Here is an 18003-nt window from a genome sequence, read left to right as displayed (position 1 = left end):
GGATCAGGCGGCGCGACGGGCAAGCGGGGCAACCCGCTCGATCGCGCACAGGTGCATCTCGCCCGAAACCGCAATGGGGCACACCGCCTCGCCCCGGCCCAGCCGGGTGGCGAGCTCGCTCTGTTCGAGCACGGCGTAGCTGCGATCCTCGCACAGCCGGTCGCGCGACAGGCGGCCGACCGCCAGTGCGGAGCCCCGACCGCCTTCGCCCAGCAGCCCGTCGATGATGACCAGCTCGGGGTCGTCGGCCAGCGCGGTCCACCAGTCGCCCTCGCCGATCTCGATCATCGCGATCGCCTTTCCGGTCCGCGCGCGCTCCAGCGCCGCTTGCGGAGAGGCGCTCTTGCGCACCGGGATGATCGTGCCGAAGCGCGCCCGCGCCATCAGCTGCATGCGTTCGGGATGGCCGGTGGCATGCAGTGCGATCTCGATCGGGCGCTGGGCCTGCAGGTTGATCGCCATCAGCTCGCGCCAGATCGCGGCGAGGCTGACCTGCGGAATGCGGCGGGTCATCGCGTCGAGCCGGGCAATGACGCTTGCCTCGCGCGCCGGGCGCAGCAGCAGTTCGTCCTCGTCCTGGTCGGCGGATTTCGCGCTGGCGATGGAGGCGGCAAGGTCGAGCCGCTTCTCGATCAGCGCCAGCAGTTCCTCGTCAAGCGCGTCGATCTCTTCACGCAGGGTATCGATGGTTCGCATGTTTGCGGCAGGGTTCGGCATGGTGAATTCGCTTTCGGTTCGTCACCGGCGCGCGACGCAATGGGTCGGCGCGGGTGGTTATCGTTCGTTTGTCTCGATGGTGGCCGCTTTTCGCGCAGGGCCTCGCGCGGATCCCGATACGCCGCTCAGGCGTACCGGCCGCTAAACGAACCGAAATAATAGCCGTAATAGGAGAAACGCGCGCCAGCCAGATACACGAATGGCGGCGCGGAAAGCTGTGTCGGGGCCGAAGCGGGGATTGCGAGATCCCGATGCTTGGTCATGACCAAATTGCTCCCGAGGCAAGGATTGAAATCAAAGCGCTGCCTCCCACGCCTTGTGCGTAACGAAATAACGCAAGCTTTGCCGCACTGCAACCTCGTATATCGCACAGGCCCGGCGCTGTGGCATTCGGGTGACTCACGCCGGGCCCGATCCACCCGACTCGCAATTCTGCCGTTTCATCGTGCGACTCGCCGGTTTTTCACGCTTTACACGATGTTAACCTTTTCCGTTCAGACCTTATGTGGTTAATAAGCGCAACACCTTCTGCGGGGGGCGTTGCAGCACATTCATCGGGCCAAAGGGGGCGACCCAATGCGCGTATTGCTGATCGAGGACGAGCCGAGCACGGCGAAGGCGATCGAGCTGATGCTCACGACCGAGGGGTTCAATGTCTACAGCACCGATCTGGGCGAGGAAGGCCTCGATCTGGGCAAGTTGTATGATTACGACATCATCCTGCTCGACCTGAACCTGCCGGACATGCACGGGTACGACGTGCTCAAGAAGCTGCGCGTCGCCAAGGTGCAGACGCCGGTTCTGATCCTCTCGGGCATTTCCGAAATGGACAGCAAGGTCCGCTCCTTCGGCTTCGGGGCCGACGATTACGTGACCAAGCCGTTCCATCGCGAAGAACTGGTCGCCCGGATCCACGCCGTGGTCCGCCGTTCCAAGGGCCACAGCCAGTCGGTCATCCGCACCGGCAAGCTGGCGGTGAACCTCGACGCGAAGACCGTGGAAGTCGACAGCGCGCGGGTCCACCTGACCGGCAAGGAATACGCGATGCTGGAGCTGCTCAGCCTGCGCAAGGGCACCACGCTGACCAAGGAAATGTTCCTCAACCACCTGTATGGCGGGATGGACGAGCCCGAACTCAAGATCATCGACGTGTTCATCTGCAAGCTGCGCAAGAAGCTCAGCCATGCGTGCGACGGCGAGAACTACATCGAGACCGTATGGGGCCGCGGCTACGTGCTGCGCGATCCCAACGAAGAGGCCGAAGCCGCGTAAGCTGCGGCATCGCTAGATTGTCAGGACATTGATGGGGGCGTCGTGGTTTCACGGCGCTCCCATTCCTTTAGCGTGCGCGGGCTGGAGAGGCGGGCGAAGTCGACCCCGCTCGGCTCCTGGAACACGCGCAGGCCGAACTCGGGCAGGATCGCCAGCAGGTGGTCGAAAATGTCCGACTGGATGGCCTCGTATTCCGACCAGTCGGTCGTCGCGGCGAAGGTATAAATCTCCAGCGGCAGGCCCGTGGGCGTCGGCTCCAGCTGGCGCACCAGCGTCGTCATCTCGTGATTGATCCGCGGATGGGTGCGCAGGTAGGCGAGCAGATAGGCGCGAAAAGTGCCGATATTGGTGATCCGCCGCGCGTTTACCGGATTATCCTCCCCCGCCATTTCGCGCGCGTTCCAGTCGCGCAATTCCTGTTCCTTGCGGTCCAGATAGTCGCGCAGCAGGCGGAAGCGGCGCAGATCGGCCAGTTCCTGTTCGGTCAGGAAACGCAAGGTGTTCTGATCGAGATGGATCGCGCGCTTGATCCGCCGCCCGCCCGATTCGGCCATCCCGCGCCAGTTGCGGTAGGATTCGTTGATCAGCTTGTAGGTCGGGATGGTGGTGATCGTCTTGTCGAAGTTCTGCACCTTCACCGTGTGCAGCGCGATATCGATTACATCGCCATCCGCGTTCTGCTGCGGCATCTCGATCCAGTCGCCTACCCGCAGCATGTCCTGCGCGGACAGCTGGACCGAGGCGACCAGGCTGAGGATCGTGTCCTTGAACACCAGCAGCAGCACCGCGGCCATCGCCCCGAGGCCCGACAATAGCAGCAGCGGCGACTGCTCGATCAGCGCCGCCACGCCGAGGATTGCGGCGGCCGCGAAGACCAGGATCTTCACCACCTGGAGGAAGCCCTTGATCGGGCGATTGCGCGCCTCCGGGCGGCGCTTGTACAGCTCGTTGACGTAAGTGAGCCCGGTCGTGATCGCGAGCGCGACCACCAGCACGATGGTCGCGTTGGCGACGTTGGAGACCACCGCCTCCAGCTCTTCAGGCAGGTGGCGGACGAACACGATCCCGCGCGAGATGATCAGCAGCGGGATCGTGGTGACCAGCCAGCCGACCGCCTTGTCCGGCGTCCTGGTCCGCTTGTCGAGGAAGGGCGCGGCCAGCCGCAGCACCACCTTCTTGAGCACCAGATTGACGAGGAAGGCGATCCCCAGCAGCAGCGCCACCCCGCCCAGTGCCTCGACCAGCGGGGGCTGCCCTTCGAGATAGGTGAACATTTCGCGCATCGTGCACGTCGCCTAACGCGAACCGCCCCGCTGCGTCACCCCCGTCCATCGGGCGGGGACAAGAAATGCTTTGCGCGCAGCCAGCCGATTTCGCTTGGAAACCCCTGTCGCGTCTGCGCATTTGCTTGGCGCTACACAACCTTTCGCAGGGCCCTATGTCGTTTCTGTCTGACTATTCGGCCCAGATCGGGCTGGTGGTGCTGGTCCTCACCTTCATCGCATTCCTGATGGAGCGGCGGCCACCGGTGGTGATCGCAGTGGTCTCGGGCGCGGTGATGCTCGCGCTCGGCTATCTTCCGCCCAAGGAAATGCTGGCGACCTTCGCCAACTCGGCGCCGATCACCATCGCCGCGATGTTCATCCTGACCGGCGCGCTGCTGCGGACGGGCGCGCTGGAGGAAGTCTCCGGCTGGGTCATCCGCAGGACTACACAGAGCCCGCGGCTGGCGACAGCCGAGATCGGCCTGGGCACGATCGCCGCCTCGGCCTTCATGAACAACACGCCGGTCGTCATCGTGATGATCCCGGTGGTCAAGAAGCTGGCGCAGGTGCTGAAGACGGGCGCGACCCGGCTGCTGATCCCGCTGTCCTACCTGTGCATCCTCGGCGGTACGATGACGCTGATCGGCACATCGACCAACCTGCTGGTCGATGGCGTGGCGCAGCAGGCCGGGCAGGCGCCTTTCGGCATTTTCGAGATTACCGCAGTCGGTGTCGTCGGGATGATCGCCGGGGTCGCGGTGTTGCTGGTGCTGGGCCCGCTCCTGCTGCCCAACCGCGGCCCGCGCATGGGCGACGAGACGCGAGAGAGCGACATCTACCTCACCCACCTGACACTGATGGCGAGCAGCAAATATGTCGGCCGCACTCTGGCGGAGAGCAATATCGGCAGGCGTCCCGGCGTGCGCGTGGTCGCGATTCAGCGCGGCACCGACCTCTACCGGCGGGATCTGGGCACGTTCGAACTGGCCGCCGACGACCAGCTGATCGTCAGCGCCAGCCCGGAGGAGATCACCTCGCTCGCCGAGGCACCCGATTTCCGCACCGGCCTCGTTGGCCTTGGCGGCGGGGTCGAAACCGCGCGCGACAAGCGCCCGGCGGACCTGAAGGTGATCGAGGCGGTGGTTTCCGCCACCCACCCCGTGGTCGGCCAGCGGCTGAAGGAAATTCCGCTGCTCTCACGCCTGAGGGTCCGCGTGCTCGGCATCGCGCGCCCGCACCACCTGCCCGGGCCGTCGCTGGGCGAGACGCGGGTGCGCGCGGGCGACCGGCTGCTGATCGCAGCGGGGCCGGACGCGGCGCAGGCGCTGCAGGGCAATGTCCAACTGACCAATGTCGGCCTCACCACGGCGCAGTCCTTCCGGCGGACCAAGGCCCCGATCGCAATTGCCACACTGGCCGCAGTGGTGGTGGGCGCGGCGGTGTTCGGCCTGCCGATCGAGGCGCTGGCGGTGGGCGGTGTCGCACTGGTGCTGGCGACCCGCTGCATCGAGCCGAGCGATGCCTGGGCCAGCCTCGACGGCAGCACGCTGGTGCTGATCTTCGGGATGCTCGCCTTCGGCACCGGGCTCGACAATGCAGGCACCGTCAAGCTGATCGTCGACACGCTCCAGCCGCTGCTCGGCGCGAGTTCGCTGCTGGTGCTGATCCTGCTGGTCTATGGCGTCACCAGCACGCTGACCGAGGTGATCACCAACAACGCGATCGCGGTGATCATGACCCCGCTCGCGATCGGGCTCGCCGATGCCGCGGGGCTCGACGCGCGGCCGCTGATCGTGGCGGTGATGTTCGGCGCCAGCGCCAGCTTCGCGACCCCGATCGGCTACCAGACCAACACGCTGGTCTATGGCGCGGCCAACTACCGATTCTCCGACTTCGTGAAGATCGGCCTGCCGATGAATATCGTGGTCGGGCTGGCGGTATCCTTCGCGATCTGGATTTACTTCGGCTGAGGCGCTAGCCGCACCCGCATGACCGCATACAAGGACGGCGATCCCACCACCCTCAGCCGACTCTACGGCCGCAGCGTCGGCAAGCCGCTGCGCGCGCGCCAGCAGGCGCTCGTCGACGATCTGCTGCCGAAAATCTCCGTGCCCGACGAAGGCCCGGTGACGGCAGAGCGCCTGTTCGGCGAAGATTGTCCGCTGCATTTCGAAATCGGCTTCGGCGGGGGTGAGCATCTTGCCTACCGCGCCGACCTGCTGCCTAATCACGGCTTCATCGGGGCCGAGCCCTTCCTCAACGGGGTCGCGCAGGCGCTGACCCATGTGGAGGAACAGCGGCTCCCCAATATCCGCCTACACGCGGGCGACGCGCTGGAGGTGCTCTCCCGCGTACCCGACGGCGCGCTGACCATGGTCTACCTGCTCCACCCCGATCCCTGGCCCAAGGCGCGCCATGCCAAGCGGCGGATGATGAACGACGGGCCGGTGCGGATGATCGCGGACAAGCTCAAACCCGGCGGCGAATTCCGCTTCGGCACCGATCACCCGGTCTATCTGCGCCACGCGCTGATGGTGATGCGGCGCTTCACCGATCCGCAAACCGGCCCGTTCGAATGGGTCGTCGATGGCCCCGCCAGCTTCCAGCAGCGCCCGTCGGGCTGGTGCCAGACGCGCTACGAGAAGAAGGCGCGCGAGCAGATGGGCCACGAGGTGTGGTACTTCCGCTACCGCCGCAAATAGCAAAAGGCCGCCCGGTCGCCCGGACGGCCTTTTCGTAACCGCTGAAGGACGACGCGTCAGAAGCGCAGGCCGACACCCGCGACCACCTGGTTGGTGGTGACATCGCCGACATCGCCGCCGACATCGCCATAGCGCGACCGGCGATATTCCATCCGCGCCTCGAGCGGCCCGGGCAGATCGAGCTGCACGCCGCCGCCGAAGCGGAAGCCGGTGGCGTTATCCTCGACATCGGCGAAGGAACCTGCGGTAGTGAACGAACGCGTGTCGAGCGCGGTGTACCCGACCTTGCCATAGGCCGAAATCGCCCCGGTAATCGGAACGCCCGCGCGGGCGCCGAGATAGTACTGGCCATCCGATTCCAGCCCGTCGCGCGCGCCGGCAAAGCTGTCGGGAAATTCGGTCGAGCTGCCGCTGGCCGAATATTCACCCTCGACCCCGACGAACACGCCGCCGAGCGAGAGATCGTAGCCGGCCGCGATACCATAGACGACCGAATCGGCATCTGCGGTGACGGTGTTGCCGCTCGATTCGACCTCGACGCCCTCGTAGCCGGCAATCGCCTGGACATAGAGACCGCTGGGCGCCGAATTGCCGTCCTGCGCCAGTGCCGGGGTCGCGGCCAGCGCGGCGGCGATGCCGACCATCGCTGTGCCAATCTTTGCAGTGGTGCTGTTCATCTGCGTCCCTTTCGCATGGAAATCTCGATTGCACGCGGGTGTGAACGAAGATGGTTGACGGGTGGTTAACCAATGCCAGCGGCGCCGATCGGCTGTGCCCGGAACAAGCCCCTTCGTTCGTGCGCTTTTCTGCTACTCCCCACAAGAGCGGCCCATCAGGTCGCCATCGGATCGGGGCAGACCGACATTCTCGCGGGCGTCCCACAATCCGGGCACCCGCATTGCATTCAGAACCGAAAGGATCGGCATGAGCGACAGCAAGAAAATTCTCATCATCGGCGCATCGCGCGGCATCGGGCTGGGCCTGACCCGCGAATTTGCCAGCCGCGGCTGGCACGTCGTGGCGAGCGAACGCACGCCCAGCGATGGCCTGCGCGATGCGGCGCAGAGCCACGAAAACGCCGTGGAAATCGTCACCGTCGATGTGACCAAGCCCGACACCTACCAGGGGCTGGCGAGCAAGCTGGGCGAAGGATCGCTCAACGCGATCATCGTCAATGCGGGGATCACCGGCGCAAAGCACCAGTCCGCCGAACAGGCGACCGACGAAGAGATCGCCCATGTGATGCAGACCAACGCCTATGGCCCGGCGCGGGTCGGCAAGGCGCTGCTCCCGCTGCTCAAGGACGGCGGCACCCTGGCCTTCATGTCCTCCCTGATGGGTTCGATCGCAGACAGCTCGGGCGGGTACGAATTCTACCGCGTCAGCAAGGTGGGGCTCAACATGCTCGCCAAGGGCATTTCGGAGCAGCAGGCTAAGGAGCGCAACGTCGAAGTCCTCTCGCTCCACCCCGGCTGGGTGCAGACCGACATGGGCGGGCCGAATGCCTCGATCACGGTCGAGGAGAGCTGCACCGGCCTTGCCGATGTGGTCGAGAAAGCGGGCGGCGGCGGCTACCGCTTCGTCGACTACACCGGCGAAGCGATAGCCTTCTAACGCGCTATTCCACGATCCCCGCCGCCGCCAGCACTGCCAGCGTCAGCACGTCGGGCACGTTGGCGGTGACGGGGACGATCTGGACCGGCTTTTCCATGCCGACCAGGATCGGGCCGACCGTCGCGTCGCCGCCCAGTTCGCGCAGCAGCTTGGCCGAAAGGTTGGCCGATTGCAGGCCGGGCATGATCAGCACGTTGGCCGGGCCCGACAGGCGGCTGAAGGGATAGAGCTTCATCACCTTCTCGTTCAGCGCGGCGTCGGGGGCCATTTCGCCTTCGTATTCGAAGCCGGGCTGCATCTCGTCCAGGATGTGGACCGCGTTGCGGATGTTCTCCAGCCACTTGCCCGACGGATTGCCGAAGGTGGAGTAGGAGAGGAAGGCGACGCGCGGCTCGTGACCCATGCGCCGGGCGACCGCTGCGGTCTCGCACGCGATGTGCGCGAGGTCTTCCGAACTGGGCCGCTCGTTGATCGTGGTGTCGGCGAGGAAGGTGGTGTGGTTCTTCCCGATCATCATGTGGATGCCGAAGGACAACCCGCCCGGCTTGGGGTCGAGCACCCGGCCGATCTCGCGCGCGGTCTGCGCATAGGTGCGGGTCAGGCCGGAAATCAGCGCGTCGCCGTGACCCAGCGCGACCAGCAGCGAGGCGAAGACGTTGCGGTCCTGGTTGACCATCCGGCGCACGTCACGCTCGGTATAGCCGCGCCGCTGGAGCCGCTTGTACAGGAACTCGACCATTTCGGGCACATGCTCGCTGTCCGCCGAGTTCTGGATCTCGAAACTGCCGGGGTCGGAGACGCCGAGCATGTGCATCTTGTCCGCGACCGCCTTGGTCCGCCCGACCAGCACCGGGGTGCCGTAGCCGAAATCGCGGAACTGGATCGCGGCGCGCAGCGCGACGTCCTCTTCCGCTTCGGCAAACACCACCCGCTTGGGATTGGCCTTCGCCTCCTCGTACACCTGCGTCAGCACCGAGGTCGTCGGGTTGAGGCGCGACTTGAGCGCCAAGCGGTACGCCTCCAGATCCTCGATATGGGCCTGCGCCACGCCCGACTTCATCGCCGCTTCGGCCACTGCGGACGACACGACTTCCATCAGGCGCGGGTCGAACGGGGCGGGGATGATGTAGTCGGTGCCGAACTTGTGGCTCTTGCCATAGGCCGCCGCGACTTCCTCCGGCACGCGCTCGCGCGCCAGCGCGGCGATCGCTTCGGCGGCGGCGATCTTCATCTCTTCATTGATCGCGGTCGCCCGCACGTCGAGCGCGCCGCGGAAGATGAACGGGAAGCCGAGCACGTTGTTGACCTGGTTCGGGTAGTCCGAACGCCCGGTCGCGATGATCGCGTCGGGGCGCACCGCCTTGGCGTCTTCGGGCATGATCTCGGGCACCGGATTGGCCATCGCGAAGATGATCGGCTGGTCGGCCATCTTCTTCACCCATTCGGGTTTGAGCGCACCGGCGGCCGACAGGCCGAGGAAGATGTCCGCCCCCTCCAGCGCCTCTTCCAGACTGGTCGCCTCGGTCGGCACGGCATGCGCGCTCTTCCACTGATCGACATCCGCGCGGCCCGGCGTGATCGGGCCGGAGCGGTCGCACACGATCACGTTTTCGTGCGGCACGCCCATCGCCTTGATCAGCGCGGTGCAGGCGAGCGCGGAGGCCCCTGCACCATTGACCACCATCCGGCAGTCCTTGAACTTGCGCCCGGTCAGGTGGCAGGCATTGATCAGCCCCGCCGCCGCGATGATCGCGGTGCCGTGCTGGTCGTCATGCATGATCGGGATGTTCATCCGCTCGCGCAGAGCCTGCTCGATGATGAAGCATTCGGGCGCGGCGATGTCTTCCAGATTGATCCCGCCGAAGGTCGGCTCCATCAGCGCGACCGCTTCGATGAACTTGTCCGGGTCTTCGGTGTCGAGCTCCAGATCGATCGAATCGACATCGGCGAAGCGCTTGAACAGCACCGACTTGCCTTCCATCACCGGCTTGGCCGCGAGCGCGCCGAGATTGCCCATGCCCAGGATCGCGGTGCCGTTGGTAATCACCGCGACGAGGTTGGAGCGCGCGGTGTACTTTGCAGCATTCGCCGGATCATCGGCGATCGCCTGCACGGGCACCGCGACGCCGGGGGAATAAGCGAGGCTCAGGTCGCGCTGGGTCGCCATCGGCTTGGACGCGATGATCTCGATCTTACCGGGCCGTCCGCTCTCATGATAGAGCAGCGCCTCGCGCGTTTCGAAATCGGCGTTGGGCCCGGCGGCGGGCGCAGCGCCGGGTTCGGTGTTGGGTGCCCCGTTGTCGCCGGTGCTCTTTTCGTCAGCCATATCCGCCCTCGTGCAATGCGTGTTCGGCCCCGCCCTAACCTCGCAAGCCGTAAAGGCATAGGGCCAAAGCCGGTGTTTGCATTCGAATGGCGTGCGACCGGACGAACGAAACGCGACAGCCCGATTTTTCCCCAAGACCAAGCATCGGGGCGATGACCGCGCGGCGCGGACGCGGTAGGCCACGATCCGATGGCAGCCGGCAAACCCACTCCGATGATGGAACAGTACCACGCGCTCAAGCGCGAGGCGGGCGAGTGCCTGCTGTTCTACCGCATGGGCGATTTCTTCGAACTGTTCTTCGACGATGCGAAGATCGCGGCCGGCGTGCTCGACATCGCGCTGACCAGCCGGGGCGAAAGCGGCGGGGAGGCGGTGCCGATGTGCGGCGTGCCGGTCCATTCCGCCGACGGCTATCTCGCCCGCCTGATCCGCGCCGGGCACCGGGTCGCGATTGCCGAGCAGGTGGAGACGCCCGACGAAGCCCGCGCACGCGCCAAGGCCGAGGGCAAGCCTTCGTCCAAGGTGCTGGTCGCGAGACAGATCATCCGTTTCGTCACGGCGGGCACGCTGACCGAGGATACGCTGCTCGAGCCGCGCCGCGCGAACCGGCTCGCGGCGCTGTGCGAGCTGCGCGGGCGCGTGGGAATCGCGGCGTGCGACATCTCGACCGGGCGGATGGAGCTGGAGGAGTGCGAGGCCGACGGGGTGGCCGCCGCGCTTTCCCGCCTCGGCGCGCGCGAGATCGTTGCGCCGGAGGACTGGCCCGATGCGCCTTACGAGGCCATCGCGCGCCCACCCGGCGACTTCGCAAGCGAGCGCGGGCGCAAGCGGCTGGAAGAGCTGCACGGGGTCGCCACGCTCGACGCGTTCGGCACGTTCTCGCGTGCGATGCTCGCCGCGGCGGGAGGCCTGCTCGCCTATCTCGACCATGCCGGGCGCGGGTCCATGCCCTTCCTGCTGCCGCCGACGGTCAACGAAACCGGCACGGTGATGGCGATCGACGAGGCGAGCCGGACCAGTCTGGAGATCACCGCGACCCAGAACGGCGAGCGCGCGGGCAGCCTGCTGGGCACGGTGGACCGCTGCGTGACCAGCGCGGGCGCGCGCCTGCTCGCCGAAGACCTCTCCGCCCCGCTCGCCCGCCGGATCGCGATCGAGGCGCGACTCGCGCTCGTGCGCCTGTTCCACGAGGACCCGATCCTGCGCGGCGACACGCGCGAGGCGCTGCGCGCGATCCCCGACATCGCCCGCGCGCTAGCGCGGCTGGTCGCCGACCGAGGCAGCCCGCGCGATCTGGGGCAGGTGCGTGACGGGCTGGCGCAGGCCCGCAGGCTCAACGATGCGCTGACCCGGCTGCCCGATCGGCCCCCGCTGCTCGACGAACTGCTCCCGCAGCTGACCGGCCACGGCGCGCTGGTGGACGAGCTGTCGCGCGCGCTGGTCCCCTCCCCGCCGACCGAGCGCGGCAGCGGCGGATATATCGCCGCCGGATACGACGCCGCGCTCGACGCGCTGCGCGAGACCAGCGGTAATGCGCGCCGGGCGATCGCTGCGATGGAGGCCCGCTATCGCAGCGAGACGGGGATCTCCGCGCTCAAGATCAAGCATAATGGCGTGCTGGGCTATTTCATCGAAGTGCCCGCGCGCCACGGCGATGCGCTGATGGGACCGGACAGCGGCTTCACCCACCGCCAGACGATGGCCAACGCGGTCCGCTTCAACTCGGTCCACCTGCACGAGGAAGCGAGCCGGATCGCCGAGGCGGGCGGGCATGCGCTCGCGGCCGAAGAAGCCCATTTCGAAGCGCTGGTCGAAACCGTGGTCACGGCACGCGAGCGAATCGCGCAGACCGCCGATGCACTGGCGCGGATCGATGTCGCCGCAGGCTTGGCCGAACGCGCGGCGGAAGGGGGCTGGTGCGCGCCGCAGATCGACGATGCGCCCTGCCTCGAGATCGTCGCCGGGCGGCATCCGGTGGTCGAGGCGGCGCTGGCCAAGGCGGGCGAGCGCTTCGTGCCCAATGATTGCGGGCTCGCAGAGACGGACCGCCTGTGGCTGATCGGCGGGCCGAACATGGGCGGTAAATCGACCTTCCTGCGTGCCAATGCGCTGATCGTGCTGCTGGCACAGGCAGGCAGCTATGTGCCCGCGACATCCGCGCGGATCGGGCTGGTCGACCGCCTGTTCAGCCGCGTCGGCGCGAGCGACAATCTCGCGCGCGGACGCTCCACCTTCATGGTCGAGATGGTCGAGACCGCCGCGATTCTCGCCCGCGCGAGCGAACGCAGCTTCGTGATCCTCGACGAGATCGGGCGCGGCACCTCGACCTATGACGGGCTCGCGCTCGCTTGGGCCGTGGCCGAGGCGATCCACGAGAACAATCGCTGCCGCTGCCTGTTCGCGACCCATTACCACGAGCTCGCCCGACTTGCGGAAAGCTGCGACGCGCTCTCGCTCCACCACGTGCGTGCGCGCGAATGGCAGGGCGATCTGGTGCTGCTGCATGAGGTGGCCGAGGGGCCTGCCGACCGCAGCTACGGCCTCGCGGTGGCCAAGCTGGCCGGCGTGCCGCCCGAGGTGGTCGACCGCGCCAGCGCAGTGCTCGCCAAGCTGGAGAAGGGGCGCGAGGAAACCGGCGGGCTCGCCGCAGGGCTCGGCGATCTGCCACTGTTCTCCGCTGCGGTTCAGGCCGAGCAGCAAGAGTGCGACAGCCTGCGCGACACCCTGAGCGCGCTAGACGTCGATGCGCTGTCCCCGCGCGAGGCGCTCGACATGCTGTACCAGTTGAAGCGCGAGGCGGGCGAAAGCTGATCTTGCGCAGATTTGCCATCGCGCGCGAGGCCGCTAGGTTCTGAACGCATGGCACAGGACGATCCCCCCGAAGATCCGGACAAGAGCACGCAGTGGGCGGAATTCCGCACGGATCTGGCTGAGGATCGCAACATCATGGCGATGGAGCGGACTTTCGCGGGCTGGATGCGCACCGCCTTTGCCGCGATCGGCATCGGGCTGGGGTTTCGGGCCTTGTTCGGCAGCTGGGACCCGTCATGGATGCCCAAGCTGATTGCCAGCCTGTTCATCCTGGGTGGCGGATGGCTGGCAATCACGGCGGAAAGGCGCGCGTGCAAGACGCTGGAGCGGCTCAGCACCCACGAATTCGCGCCGATCCCGACCCCCAATTTCCGCGTAATGGCATATGGGGTCGCGATCGGCGCGATCGTCGTCACGGTCGGTCTGTGGATCCTGGTGGAGGGCTGAAAAGCTCCCCGGCGCGTATCAGGTGCCGTCGCCGCGCAGACCGTCGAGCTTCGCAGGCTTGCCATACTTGTCGACATTGTCGTCGTGATTCGGCTCGCCCCGATAGGCCGACATGTCGACCGTGTTGCCGCGCTCCATCTGGTTCATGTGGTCGACCACGTCCTGCGCGTCCGGCGCGGTCAGGCCGCTGGGCGCATGCTCGCTGTCGGAATTGAGGATCGAGGTCGAAACACCCTGCGCCTGATCGGCGACGGTCTGGGCCTGGTCATAGGCACCGACCTGCTCCGAATTCTCGTTCTCGGGCGCAAGATCGTCGGTCTGGCGACGCTCGCCGTCGAAGTCGGAAGGCAGGGTTTTCTTGTTGTTGTCGGCCATGAGGAATCTCCTTTCCTCATGAACGGGCGGAGGGTTTGAGCGGTTCCTTGCGGATTCATTGTCGCGGCACCTGCCCGCACCCCCACCCGGCCAACCCACACAGGATACTACCGATGGGTTGGCCGGGTGGGGGTGCGGGCCGGCGCCGAATGCCGAAACCTAACGCGTCGGCACGGGCGCATCGCCCGTATAGTCGTAAAAGCCGCGGCCCGTCTTGCGGCCCAGCCAGCCGGCTTCGACATATTTCACCAGCAGCGGTGCCGGGCGATACTTGGTGTCGCCGGTCGTGTCATGCAGCACGCGGATGATGTCGAGGCAGGTGTCGAGCCCCACGAAGTCCGCCAGTTGCAGCGGGCCCATCGGGTGATTGAGGCCTAGGCGGCAGCCCAGATCGATATCCTCGATGCTGGCGGTCGACTGGCCGAGCACGAAGATCGCTTCGTTGATCATCGGCAGCAGGATGCGGTTGACGACGAAGCCCGGCTCGTCCTGGCTCAGCACCACTTCCTTGCCCAGCAGGTGGGCGAATTCGATCGTCCGGTCGGTCACGTCCTGATTGGTGGCGAGGCCGGGAATCACTTCGATCAGGCCCATCACCGGCACCGGGTTGAAGAAGTGCAGGCCGATGAAGCGGCCCGCATCGGGCGACCAGTTGGCCATCCGCGTGATCGGGATCGAGCTGGTGTTGCTGGCCAGGATCGCGCCCTCGCCCAGCACCTTGCCCGCGTTCTCGAAAATGCCCTGCTTGATCGCTTCCTTCTCGGTCGCAGCCTCGATGATCAGGTCGGCCTCAGCCATCGGCGCAAGATCGCCGGTGGGGGTGATGCGGGCGAGCGTGGCTTCGGCATCCGCCACTTCCATCTTGCCCTTGCCGACCAGCTTGCCCAGCGAACGCTCGATGCCCTTCAGCGATTCTTCGGCGATGGCGAGATCGCGGTCGCTGAGGAATACCTTGAGCCCGTGCTGGGCGATGGTCTGCGCGATGCCCGAACCCATTTGGCCCGCACCGATGACACCGATGGTCTGCATGAAATTTTCCGTCCTTCGCAACTGCAGCAAGGACGGCTGGCTAGCGATCAAGCCGCCCGCTGGCTAGCTGTCAGTTTTAGCGATTGGCTCCGGGCGTCCAGGTGATGTCCGCCTTGCCCCCGTCATTGGCCGCGCGGGCGAGCACGAACAGCAGGTCCGACAGGCGGTTGATATAGTGCAGCGCCGCCGGGTTGACCGGCTCCAGCTCTGCCAGCGCGGTCATCGCGCGTTCCGCCTTGCGCACGCTGGCGCGCGCGACATGCAGCCGCGCCGCCGCCTCGCTGCCGCCGGGCAGGATGAAGCTGGTCAGCGGTTCGAGGGTTTCGTTGGCCGTATCGATCGCGCGCTCGATCCAGTCGACCTGCCTGCCAACGATCCGCAGGACCATTTCGCCCGGCTCGAACCCTTCGCCGTCGAGCGCACCCTTGGGCGTGGCGAGATCCGCGCCCAGGTCGAACAGGTCGTTCTGCACCCGGCGAAGATTCGCGACCCCGTCATGCCCGGCGTCCAGCGCGCAGATCGCGAGGCCGAGCGCGCTGTTCGCCTCGTCCACCGCGCCGATCGCTTCGATCCGGGCGGCGTGCTTGGGACTGCGAGAGCCATCGACGAGGCCCGTCGTGCCGTCGTCGCCGGTGCGGGTGTAGATCTTGTTGAGCTTGACCATGCAGGCCGAATGGCCGCGTTACTGCGACACTGCAAGCAGGATGGCGACCACCAGGATCGCCAGACCCTGATACTTGATCCGGTCGAACATCGCCTTGTTCTGCATCAGCTGCATCTCGCTCACCGTCTCGCCGGTGTTGTTTTCCAGATCGATCTTGGTGGTCTTCAGGAACGCGACGACGCCGCGGATCAGCGACACGACGACCATGATCGCAAGGAAGATGATGGCGATGACGAGAAGTGTTTGCATATCCTATATATGGGGCTTTCCGAGCGAAATTCCAATCGGCCATTCCCCCCGCCTCAGCCGCGCTGCCCACGCGGGCCCATCCTCGCCCGCTTCGCGATGGTCCGCGAGGGCGGGTGAACCGCGGCGCTTGGCGAGTTTGCGCGCCTCTGCGTCGAGCAACAGCGGGTGATGATGCCAGCGCGGCACCGGCAGGCCGAGCAGCGTCTGCAGCACGCGATGGACCGGAGTCGCGTGGAACAGGTCGAGCCCGCGGGTGACCAGCGTGACCCCATCCGCCGCGTCGTCGACCGTCACCGCGAGGTGGTAGCTCGCGGGCAGATCCTTGCGGCGCAGCACCGGATCGCCCAGCCCGGCGGGATCGACCGTCTGTTCGCCCGCGATCTCGTCATGCCAGCAGAGCGGGCCGGTGAGCGCCAGTGCCTTGCTCAGGTCCATGCGCAGCGCGGCGGGGGCATCGGGCGGCACCTCGCGCGTCTTGCAGGTGCCGGGATAGACCGGCCCCTCCGGCCCCGTCTCGCTCGCAGCGGCAGCGATTTCCGCGCGGGTGCAGGTGCATTTATAGAGCACGCCGAGCGAACCGAGCTTTTCCAGCGCCTCTTCGTACCGCGCCAGCCGCGTGCCCTGTGCGGGCACTTCGTCCCACTCCAGCCCCAGCCAGGCGAGATCCTTGCGGAACTCCTCTGCCAGCTCGGGGCGGTTGCGCGGCCCGTCGATATCCTCGATCCTCAGCAGGAAGCGGCCACCCGCCGCGCGCGCCAGATCGTGCGCGACGATGGCCGAGTAGGCATGGCCCCAGTGCAGGGGGCCGTTGGGGCTGGGGGCGAAGCGGGTCACGGTCATGGCTTGACGTCTTTAGCGGGCATCGCGGCCAAGTCGTCAAAAAGGACTGTGGAAACCATCTTTGTAACAGGCTTGACGCTTTTGCGAGCAAATGGTCCTTTCATCGCATCAGGGAGGACACAAGCAAGTGTTCAAGGCCGATCTGATCGACCGCGCGGCCACGTTCCGCAGCGTAGATGAAGACCCGACGAGGAATTTGTCGGCGTGCCCGACTCTTGTTCTCAACGCGGACTACACCCCGCTGTCCTATTACCCGCTGTCGATCTGGCCGTGGCAGACCGCGATCAAGGCGATCTTCCTTGAACGGGTCGATGTGGTCGCCAGCTATGACCGGCAGGTGCATTCGCCCTCGCTCGATATGAAGCTGCCCAGCGTCATCGCGCTCAGACAATATGTGAAGCCGTCTGAATTTCCCGCCTTCACCCGCTTCAACCTGTTCCTGCGCGACCGCTTCATCTGCCAGTATTGCGGCAGCCCCAGCCATCTGACCTTCGACCACGTGGTCCCGCGCCGCCTCGGCGGGAAGACCACGTGGGAGAACATCTCCACCGCCTGCGCGCCGTGCAACATGAAGAAGGGCGGGCGCACGCCGAGGCAGGCGGGCATGAAGCTGATGGTCGAACCGATCAGGCCGACCAACTGGCAGCTGCAGCAGCACGGCAAGAGCTTCCCGCCCAACTACCTCCACGAAACCTGGCGCGACTGGCTCTACTGGGACATCGAGCTGGAGGAGTAAGGGGGCGCCTGCGTCCGCTTCCAATCCGCCGATTCTTGCGGGTGGCAACAGATCCCATTACCTTTCCGCCCGACAGGAGGTAATCGTGACACAGCACCCCATCCTTGTTGCTACCGATTTCAAACCCCGTTCAGACCGCGCCGTGGATCGCGCCGTCCAGCATGCCCGGGAAACCGGCCGGGAACTGGTGGTCGTCCACGCGGTCGAGGATCCGGACATCATCCGGGTCGGGCCTTCGCTCGAGCAACGCGTGGCCTCCGTCATGCCGGAGAATGCGGGCGATTATCGCTGCCTGTTTCCCGAGGGATCGGCGCCCGCCGCCATCGCGCAGGCGGTGGAGGACGAAGATCCCTTCTGCCTCGTCATCGGCGTCGCGCGCTACAATTCGGTGGGCGATTTTTTCCTCGGCACGGCGGTCGACATGCTGCTGCGCCGCTCGCCCTATCCCGTGCTGGTCGCCAAGGAACGGCCGCGCGCAGCTTACGAGCATATCGTCATCGGGACCGACCTGTCCGAGGCCTCGAAACGCGGCGTGGAGGCGGTCGTCCGCATGTTCCCGCAGGCGCAGCTGCACCTCGTCCACGCATTCCACGTCCCCTACGAGGCGTGGCAGAATGCGGAGTATGTGCGCAATGAACTGGCAGCCGCGGCGCAGGAACAATGCGACGGCTTCACCGAGCAGCTGGATATTTCGCAGGCATGCCGCGAGAAAATGACCATGGAGCAGGTCGAAGGATCGCCGCTCACCGCCATCAACAGGACGATTCGCAAATACGACGCGCATTTGTGCGCGCTGACCTCACATGGATATGGCGGTTTGCGCCAGGCGCTGATCGGCAGCACGGTCAGCGATCTGCTGAAGACCCTCACCATCGATACGCTGGTCATCCATCCGGAGCATGAGAGCGCGGCCTGACGGAAATCTCCCCCGCCCGGCTGGTGCCGCCGGGCGGGGA

At 66.2% G+C, this 18003-nt stretch carries 17 protein-coding genes; 8 read left to right on the top strand and 9 right to left on the bottom strand.

Going from position 1 to position 18003, the window contains the following annotated elements:
- Window positions 1-3: 3 nt before the first annotated feature.
- The gene (locus KYN89_RS07330) at window positions 4-696 is read right to left on the bottom strand and encodes a chorismate mutase (protein ID WP_248285063.1); all 693 of its coding nucleotides are present in this window, start codon (window positions 694-696) and stop codon (window positions 4-6) included.
- Window positions 697-1293: 597 nt separating this feature from the next.
- On the opposite strand from KYN89_RS07330, the gene ctrA reads away from it, so the two are divergent.
- Window positions 1294-1989: a response regulator transcription factor CtrA gene (gene ctrA, locus KYN89_RS07325; protein WP_010233034.1), complete on the top strand. Its 696-nt coding sequence runs from the start codon at window positions 1294-1296 to the stop codon at window positions 1987-1989.
- 20 nt (window positions 1990-2009) lie between these two features.
- Here ctrA and KYN89_RS07320 read toward each other — a convergent pair whose 3' ends face one another.
- Complete coding sequence (locus KYN89_RS07320; RefSeq protein ID WP_222824469.1) at window positions 2010-3272, bottom strand: mechanosensitive ion channel family protein; 1263 nt, start codon at window positions 3270-3272, stop codon at window positions 2010-2012.
- Between the two features lie 155 nt (window positions 3273-3427).
- Between KYN89_RS07320 and KYN89_RS07315 the strand changes: the two genes are divergently transcribed.
- The gene (locus KYN89_RS07315) at window positions 3428-5224 is read left to right on the top strand and encodes an SLC13 family permease (protein ID WP_222824468.1); all 1797 of its coding nucleotides are present in this window, start codon (window positions 3428-3430) and stop codon (window positions 5222-5224) included.
- An 18-nt stretch (window positions 5225-5242) separates the two neighbouring features.
- Window positions 5243-5956, top strand: a complete 714-nt coding sequence (gene trmB / locus KYN89_RS07310; protein WP_222824467.1) for a tRNA (guanine(46)-N(7))-methyltransferase TrmB — start codon at window positions 5243-5245, stop codon at window positions 5954-5956.
- Window positions 5957-6012: 56 nt separating this feature from the next.
- Here trmB and KYN89_RS07305 read toward each other — a convergent pair whose 3' ends face one another.
- The gene (locus KYN89_RS07305; RefSeq protein ID WP_222824466.1) at window positions 6013-6633 is read right to left on the bottom strand and encodes an outer membrane protein; all 621 of its coding nucleotides are present in this window, start codon (window positions 6631-6633) and stop codon (window positions 6013-6015) included.
- Between the two features lie 247 nt (window positions 6634-6880).
- On the opposite strand from KYN89_RS07305, the gene KYN89_RS07300 reads away from it, so the two are divergent.
- Window positions 6881-7570: an SDR family NAD(P)-dependent oxidoreductase gene (locus KYN89_RS07300; protein ID WP_222824465.1), complete on the top strand. Its 690-nt coding sequence runs from the start codon at window positions 6881-6883 to the stop codon at window positions 7568-7570.
- Window positions 7571-7574: 4 nt separating this feature from the next.
- Here the strand turns inward: KYN89_RS07300 and KYN89_RS07295 are convergent, their stop codons facing one another.
- Window positions 7575-9896, bottom strand: a complete 2322-nt coding sequence (locus KYN89_RS07295; RefSeq protein ID WP_248285062.1) for an NADP-dependent malic enzyme — start codon at window positions 9894-9896, stop codon at window positions 7575-7577.
- A gap of 213 nt (window positions 9897-10109) precedes the next feature.
- Between KYN89_RS07295 and mutS the strand changes: the two genes are divergently transcribed.
- Together mutS and KYN89_RS07285 are read left to right on the top strand one after the other, a co-directional pair.
- Entirely contained in the window at window positions 10110-12707 is a 2598-nt protein-coding gene (gene mutS / locus KYN89_RS07290) for a DNA mismatch repair protein MutS (RefSeq protein ID WP_222824898.1), read from the top strand.
- A gap of 48 nt (window positions 12708-12755) precedes the next feature.
- Window positions 12756-13154, top strand: a complete 399-nt coding sequence (locus KYN89_RS07285) for a YidH family protein (protein ID WP_010239855.1) — start codon at window positions 12756-12758, stop codon at window positions 13152-13154.
- A gap of 18 nt (window positions 13155-13172) precedes the next feature.
- Here the strand turns inward: KYN89_RS07285 and KYN89_RS07280 are convergent, their stop codons facing one another.
- The 5 genes from KYN89_RS07280 to gluQRS form a co-directional block, all read right to left on the bottom strand.
- A complete protein-coding gene (locus KYN89_RS07280) occupies window positions 13173-13529 on the bottom strand; it encodes a hypothetical protein (protein ID WP_010239853.1) in 357 nt (118 codons plus the stop codon).
- 159 nt (window positions 13530-13688) lie between these two features.
- Window positions 13689-14558 carry a 3-hydroxyacyl-CoA dehydrogenase NAD-binding domain-containing protein gene (locus tag KYN89_RS07275; protein WP_222824464.1) on the bottom strand — a complete coding sequence of 290 codons (870 nt, stop codon included), beginning with the start codon at window positions 14556-14558 and terminating at the stop codon, window positions 13689-13691.
- 76 nt (window positions 14559-14634) lie between these two features.
- Window positions 14635-15222, bottom strand: a complete 588-nt coding sequence (locus KYN89_RS07270) for a cob(I)yrinic acid a,c-diamide adenosyltransferase (RefSeq protein WP_222824463.1) — start codon at window positions 15220-15222, stop codon at window positions 14635-14637.
- A gap of 18 nt (window positions 15223-15240) precedes the next feature.
- Window positions 15241-15471 (bottom strand): hypothetical protein, encoded by a 231-nt coding sequence (locus tag KYN89_RS07265; RefSeq protein ID WP_010239848.1) that lies wholly within the window; start codon window positions 15469-15471, stop codon window positions 15241-15243.
- A 3-nt stretch (window positions 15472-15474) separates the two neighbouring features.
- On the bottom strand, window positions 15475-16311 hold the full coding sequence (gene gluQRS / locus KYN89_RS07260) for a tRNA glutamyl-Q(34) synthetase GluQRS (protein WP_222824462.1): 837 nt from the start codon (window positions 16309-16311) through the stop codon (window positions 15475-15477).
- A 127-nt stretch (window positions 16312-16438) separates the two neighbouring features.
- Here gluQRS and KYN89_RS07255 point away from each other — a divergent pair, with 127 nt between their 5' ends.
- A complete protein-coding gene (locus tag KYN89_RS07255; protein ID WP_054523279.1) occupies window positions 16439-17047 on the top strand; it encodes an HNH endonuclease in 609 nt (202 codons plus the stop codon).
- Window positions 17048-17132: 85 nt separating this feature from the next.
- Window positions 17133-17963, top strand: coding sequence for a universal stress protein (locus KYN89_RS15485; RefSeq protein ID WP_346727209.1), 831 nt, complete (start codon window positions 17133-17135; stop codon window positions 17961-17963).
- The last annotated feature ends 40 nt before the right edge of the window (window positions 17964-18003 follow it).

Origin of the sequence: Alteriqipengyuania abyssalis (genome assembly GCF_019857185.1) — a bacterium.
Lineage (GTDB): Bacteria > Pseudomonadota > Alphaproteobacteria > Sphingomonadales > Sphingomonadaceae > Alteriqipengyuania > Alteriqipengyuania abyssalis.
Note: the sequence above shows the minus strand (reverse complement) of the source record. Positions and strands in the feature narration are given on the sequence as shown.

Bases quoted from the DNA above. Each gene is read 5' to 3' on its own strand.
- KYN89_RS07295 (WP_248285062.1), bottom strand. From the start codon at position 9,896: ATGGCTGACGAAAAGAGCACCGGCGACAACGGGGCACCCAACACCGAA.
- KYN89_RS07330 (WP_248285063.1), bottom strand. From the start codon at position 696: ATGCGAACCATCGATACCCTGCGTGAAGAGATCGACGCGCTTGACGAG.
- KYN89_RS07315 (WP_222824468.1), top strand. From the start codon at position 3,428: ATGTCGTTTCTGTCTGACTATTCGGCCCAGATCGGGCTGGTGGTGCTG.
- KYN89_RS07265 (WP_010239848.1), bottom strand. From the start codon at position 15,471: ATGCAAACACTTCTCGTCATCGCCATCATCTTCCTTGCGATCATGGTC.
- KYN89_RS07305 (WP_222824466.1), bottom strand. From the start codon at position 6,633: ATGAACAGCACCACTGCAAAGATTGGCACAGCGATGGTCGGCATCGCC.
- KYN89_RS07280 (WP_010239853.1), bottom strand. From the start codon at position 13,529: ATGGCCGACAACAACAAGAAAACCCTGCCTTCCGACTTCGACGGCGAG.
- KYN89_RS07320 (WP_222824469.1), bottom strand. From the start codon at position 3,272: ATGCGCGAAATGTTCACCTATCTCGAAGGGCAGCCCCCGCTGGTCGAG.
- KYN89_RS07300 (WP_222824465.1), top strand. From the start codon at position 6,881: ATGAGCGACAGCAAGAAAATTCTCATCATCGGCGCATCGCGCGGCATC.
- ctrA (WP_010233034.1), top strand. From the start codon at position 1,294: ATGCGCGTATTGCTGATCGAGGACGAGCCGAGCACGGCGAAGGCGATC.
- KYN89_RS07275 (WP_222824464.1), bottom strand. From the start codon at position 14,558: ATGCAGACCATCGGTGTCATCGGTGCGGGCCAAATGGGTTCGGGCATC.
- KYN89_RS07285 (WP_010239855.1), top strand. From the start codon at position 12,756: ATGGCACAGGACGATCCCCCCGAAGATCCGGACAAGAGCACGCAGTGG.
- mutS (WP_222824898.1), top strand. From the start codon at position 10,110: ATGATGGAACAGTACCACGCGCTCAAGCGCGAGGCGGGCGAGTGCCTG.
- KYN89_RS07270 (WP_222824463.1), bottom strand. From the start codon at position 15,222: ATGGTCAAGCTCAACAAGATCTACACCCGCACCGGCGACGACGGCACG.
- trmB (WP_222824467.1), top strand. From the start codon at position 5,243: ATGACCGCATACAAGGACGGCGATCCCACCACCCTCAGCCGACTCTAC.
- gluQRS (WP_222824462.1), bottom strand. From the start codon at position 16,311: ATGACCGTGACCCGCTTCGCCCCCAGCCCCAACGGCCCCCTGCACTGG.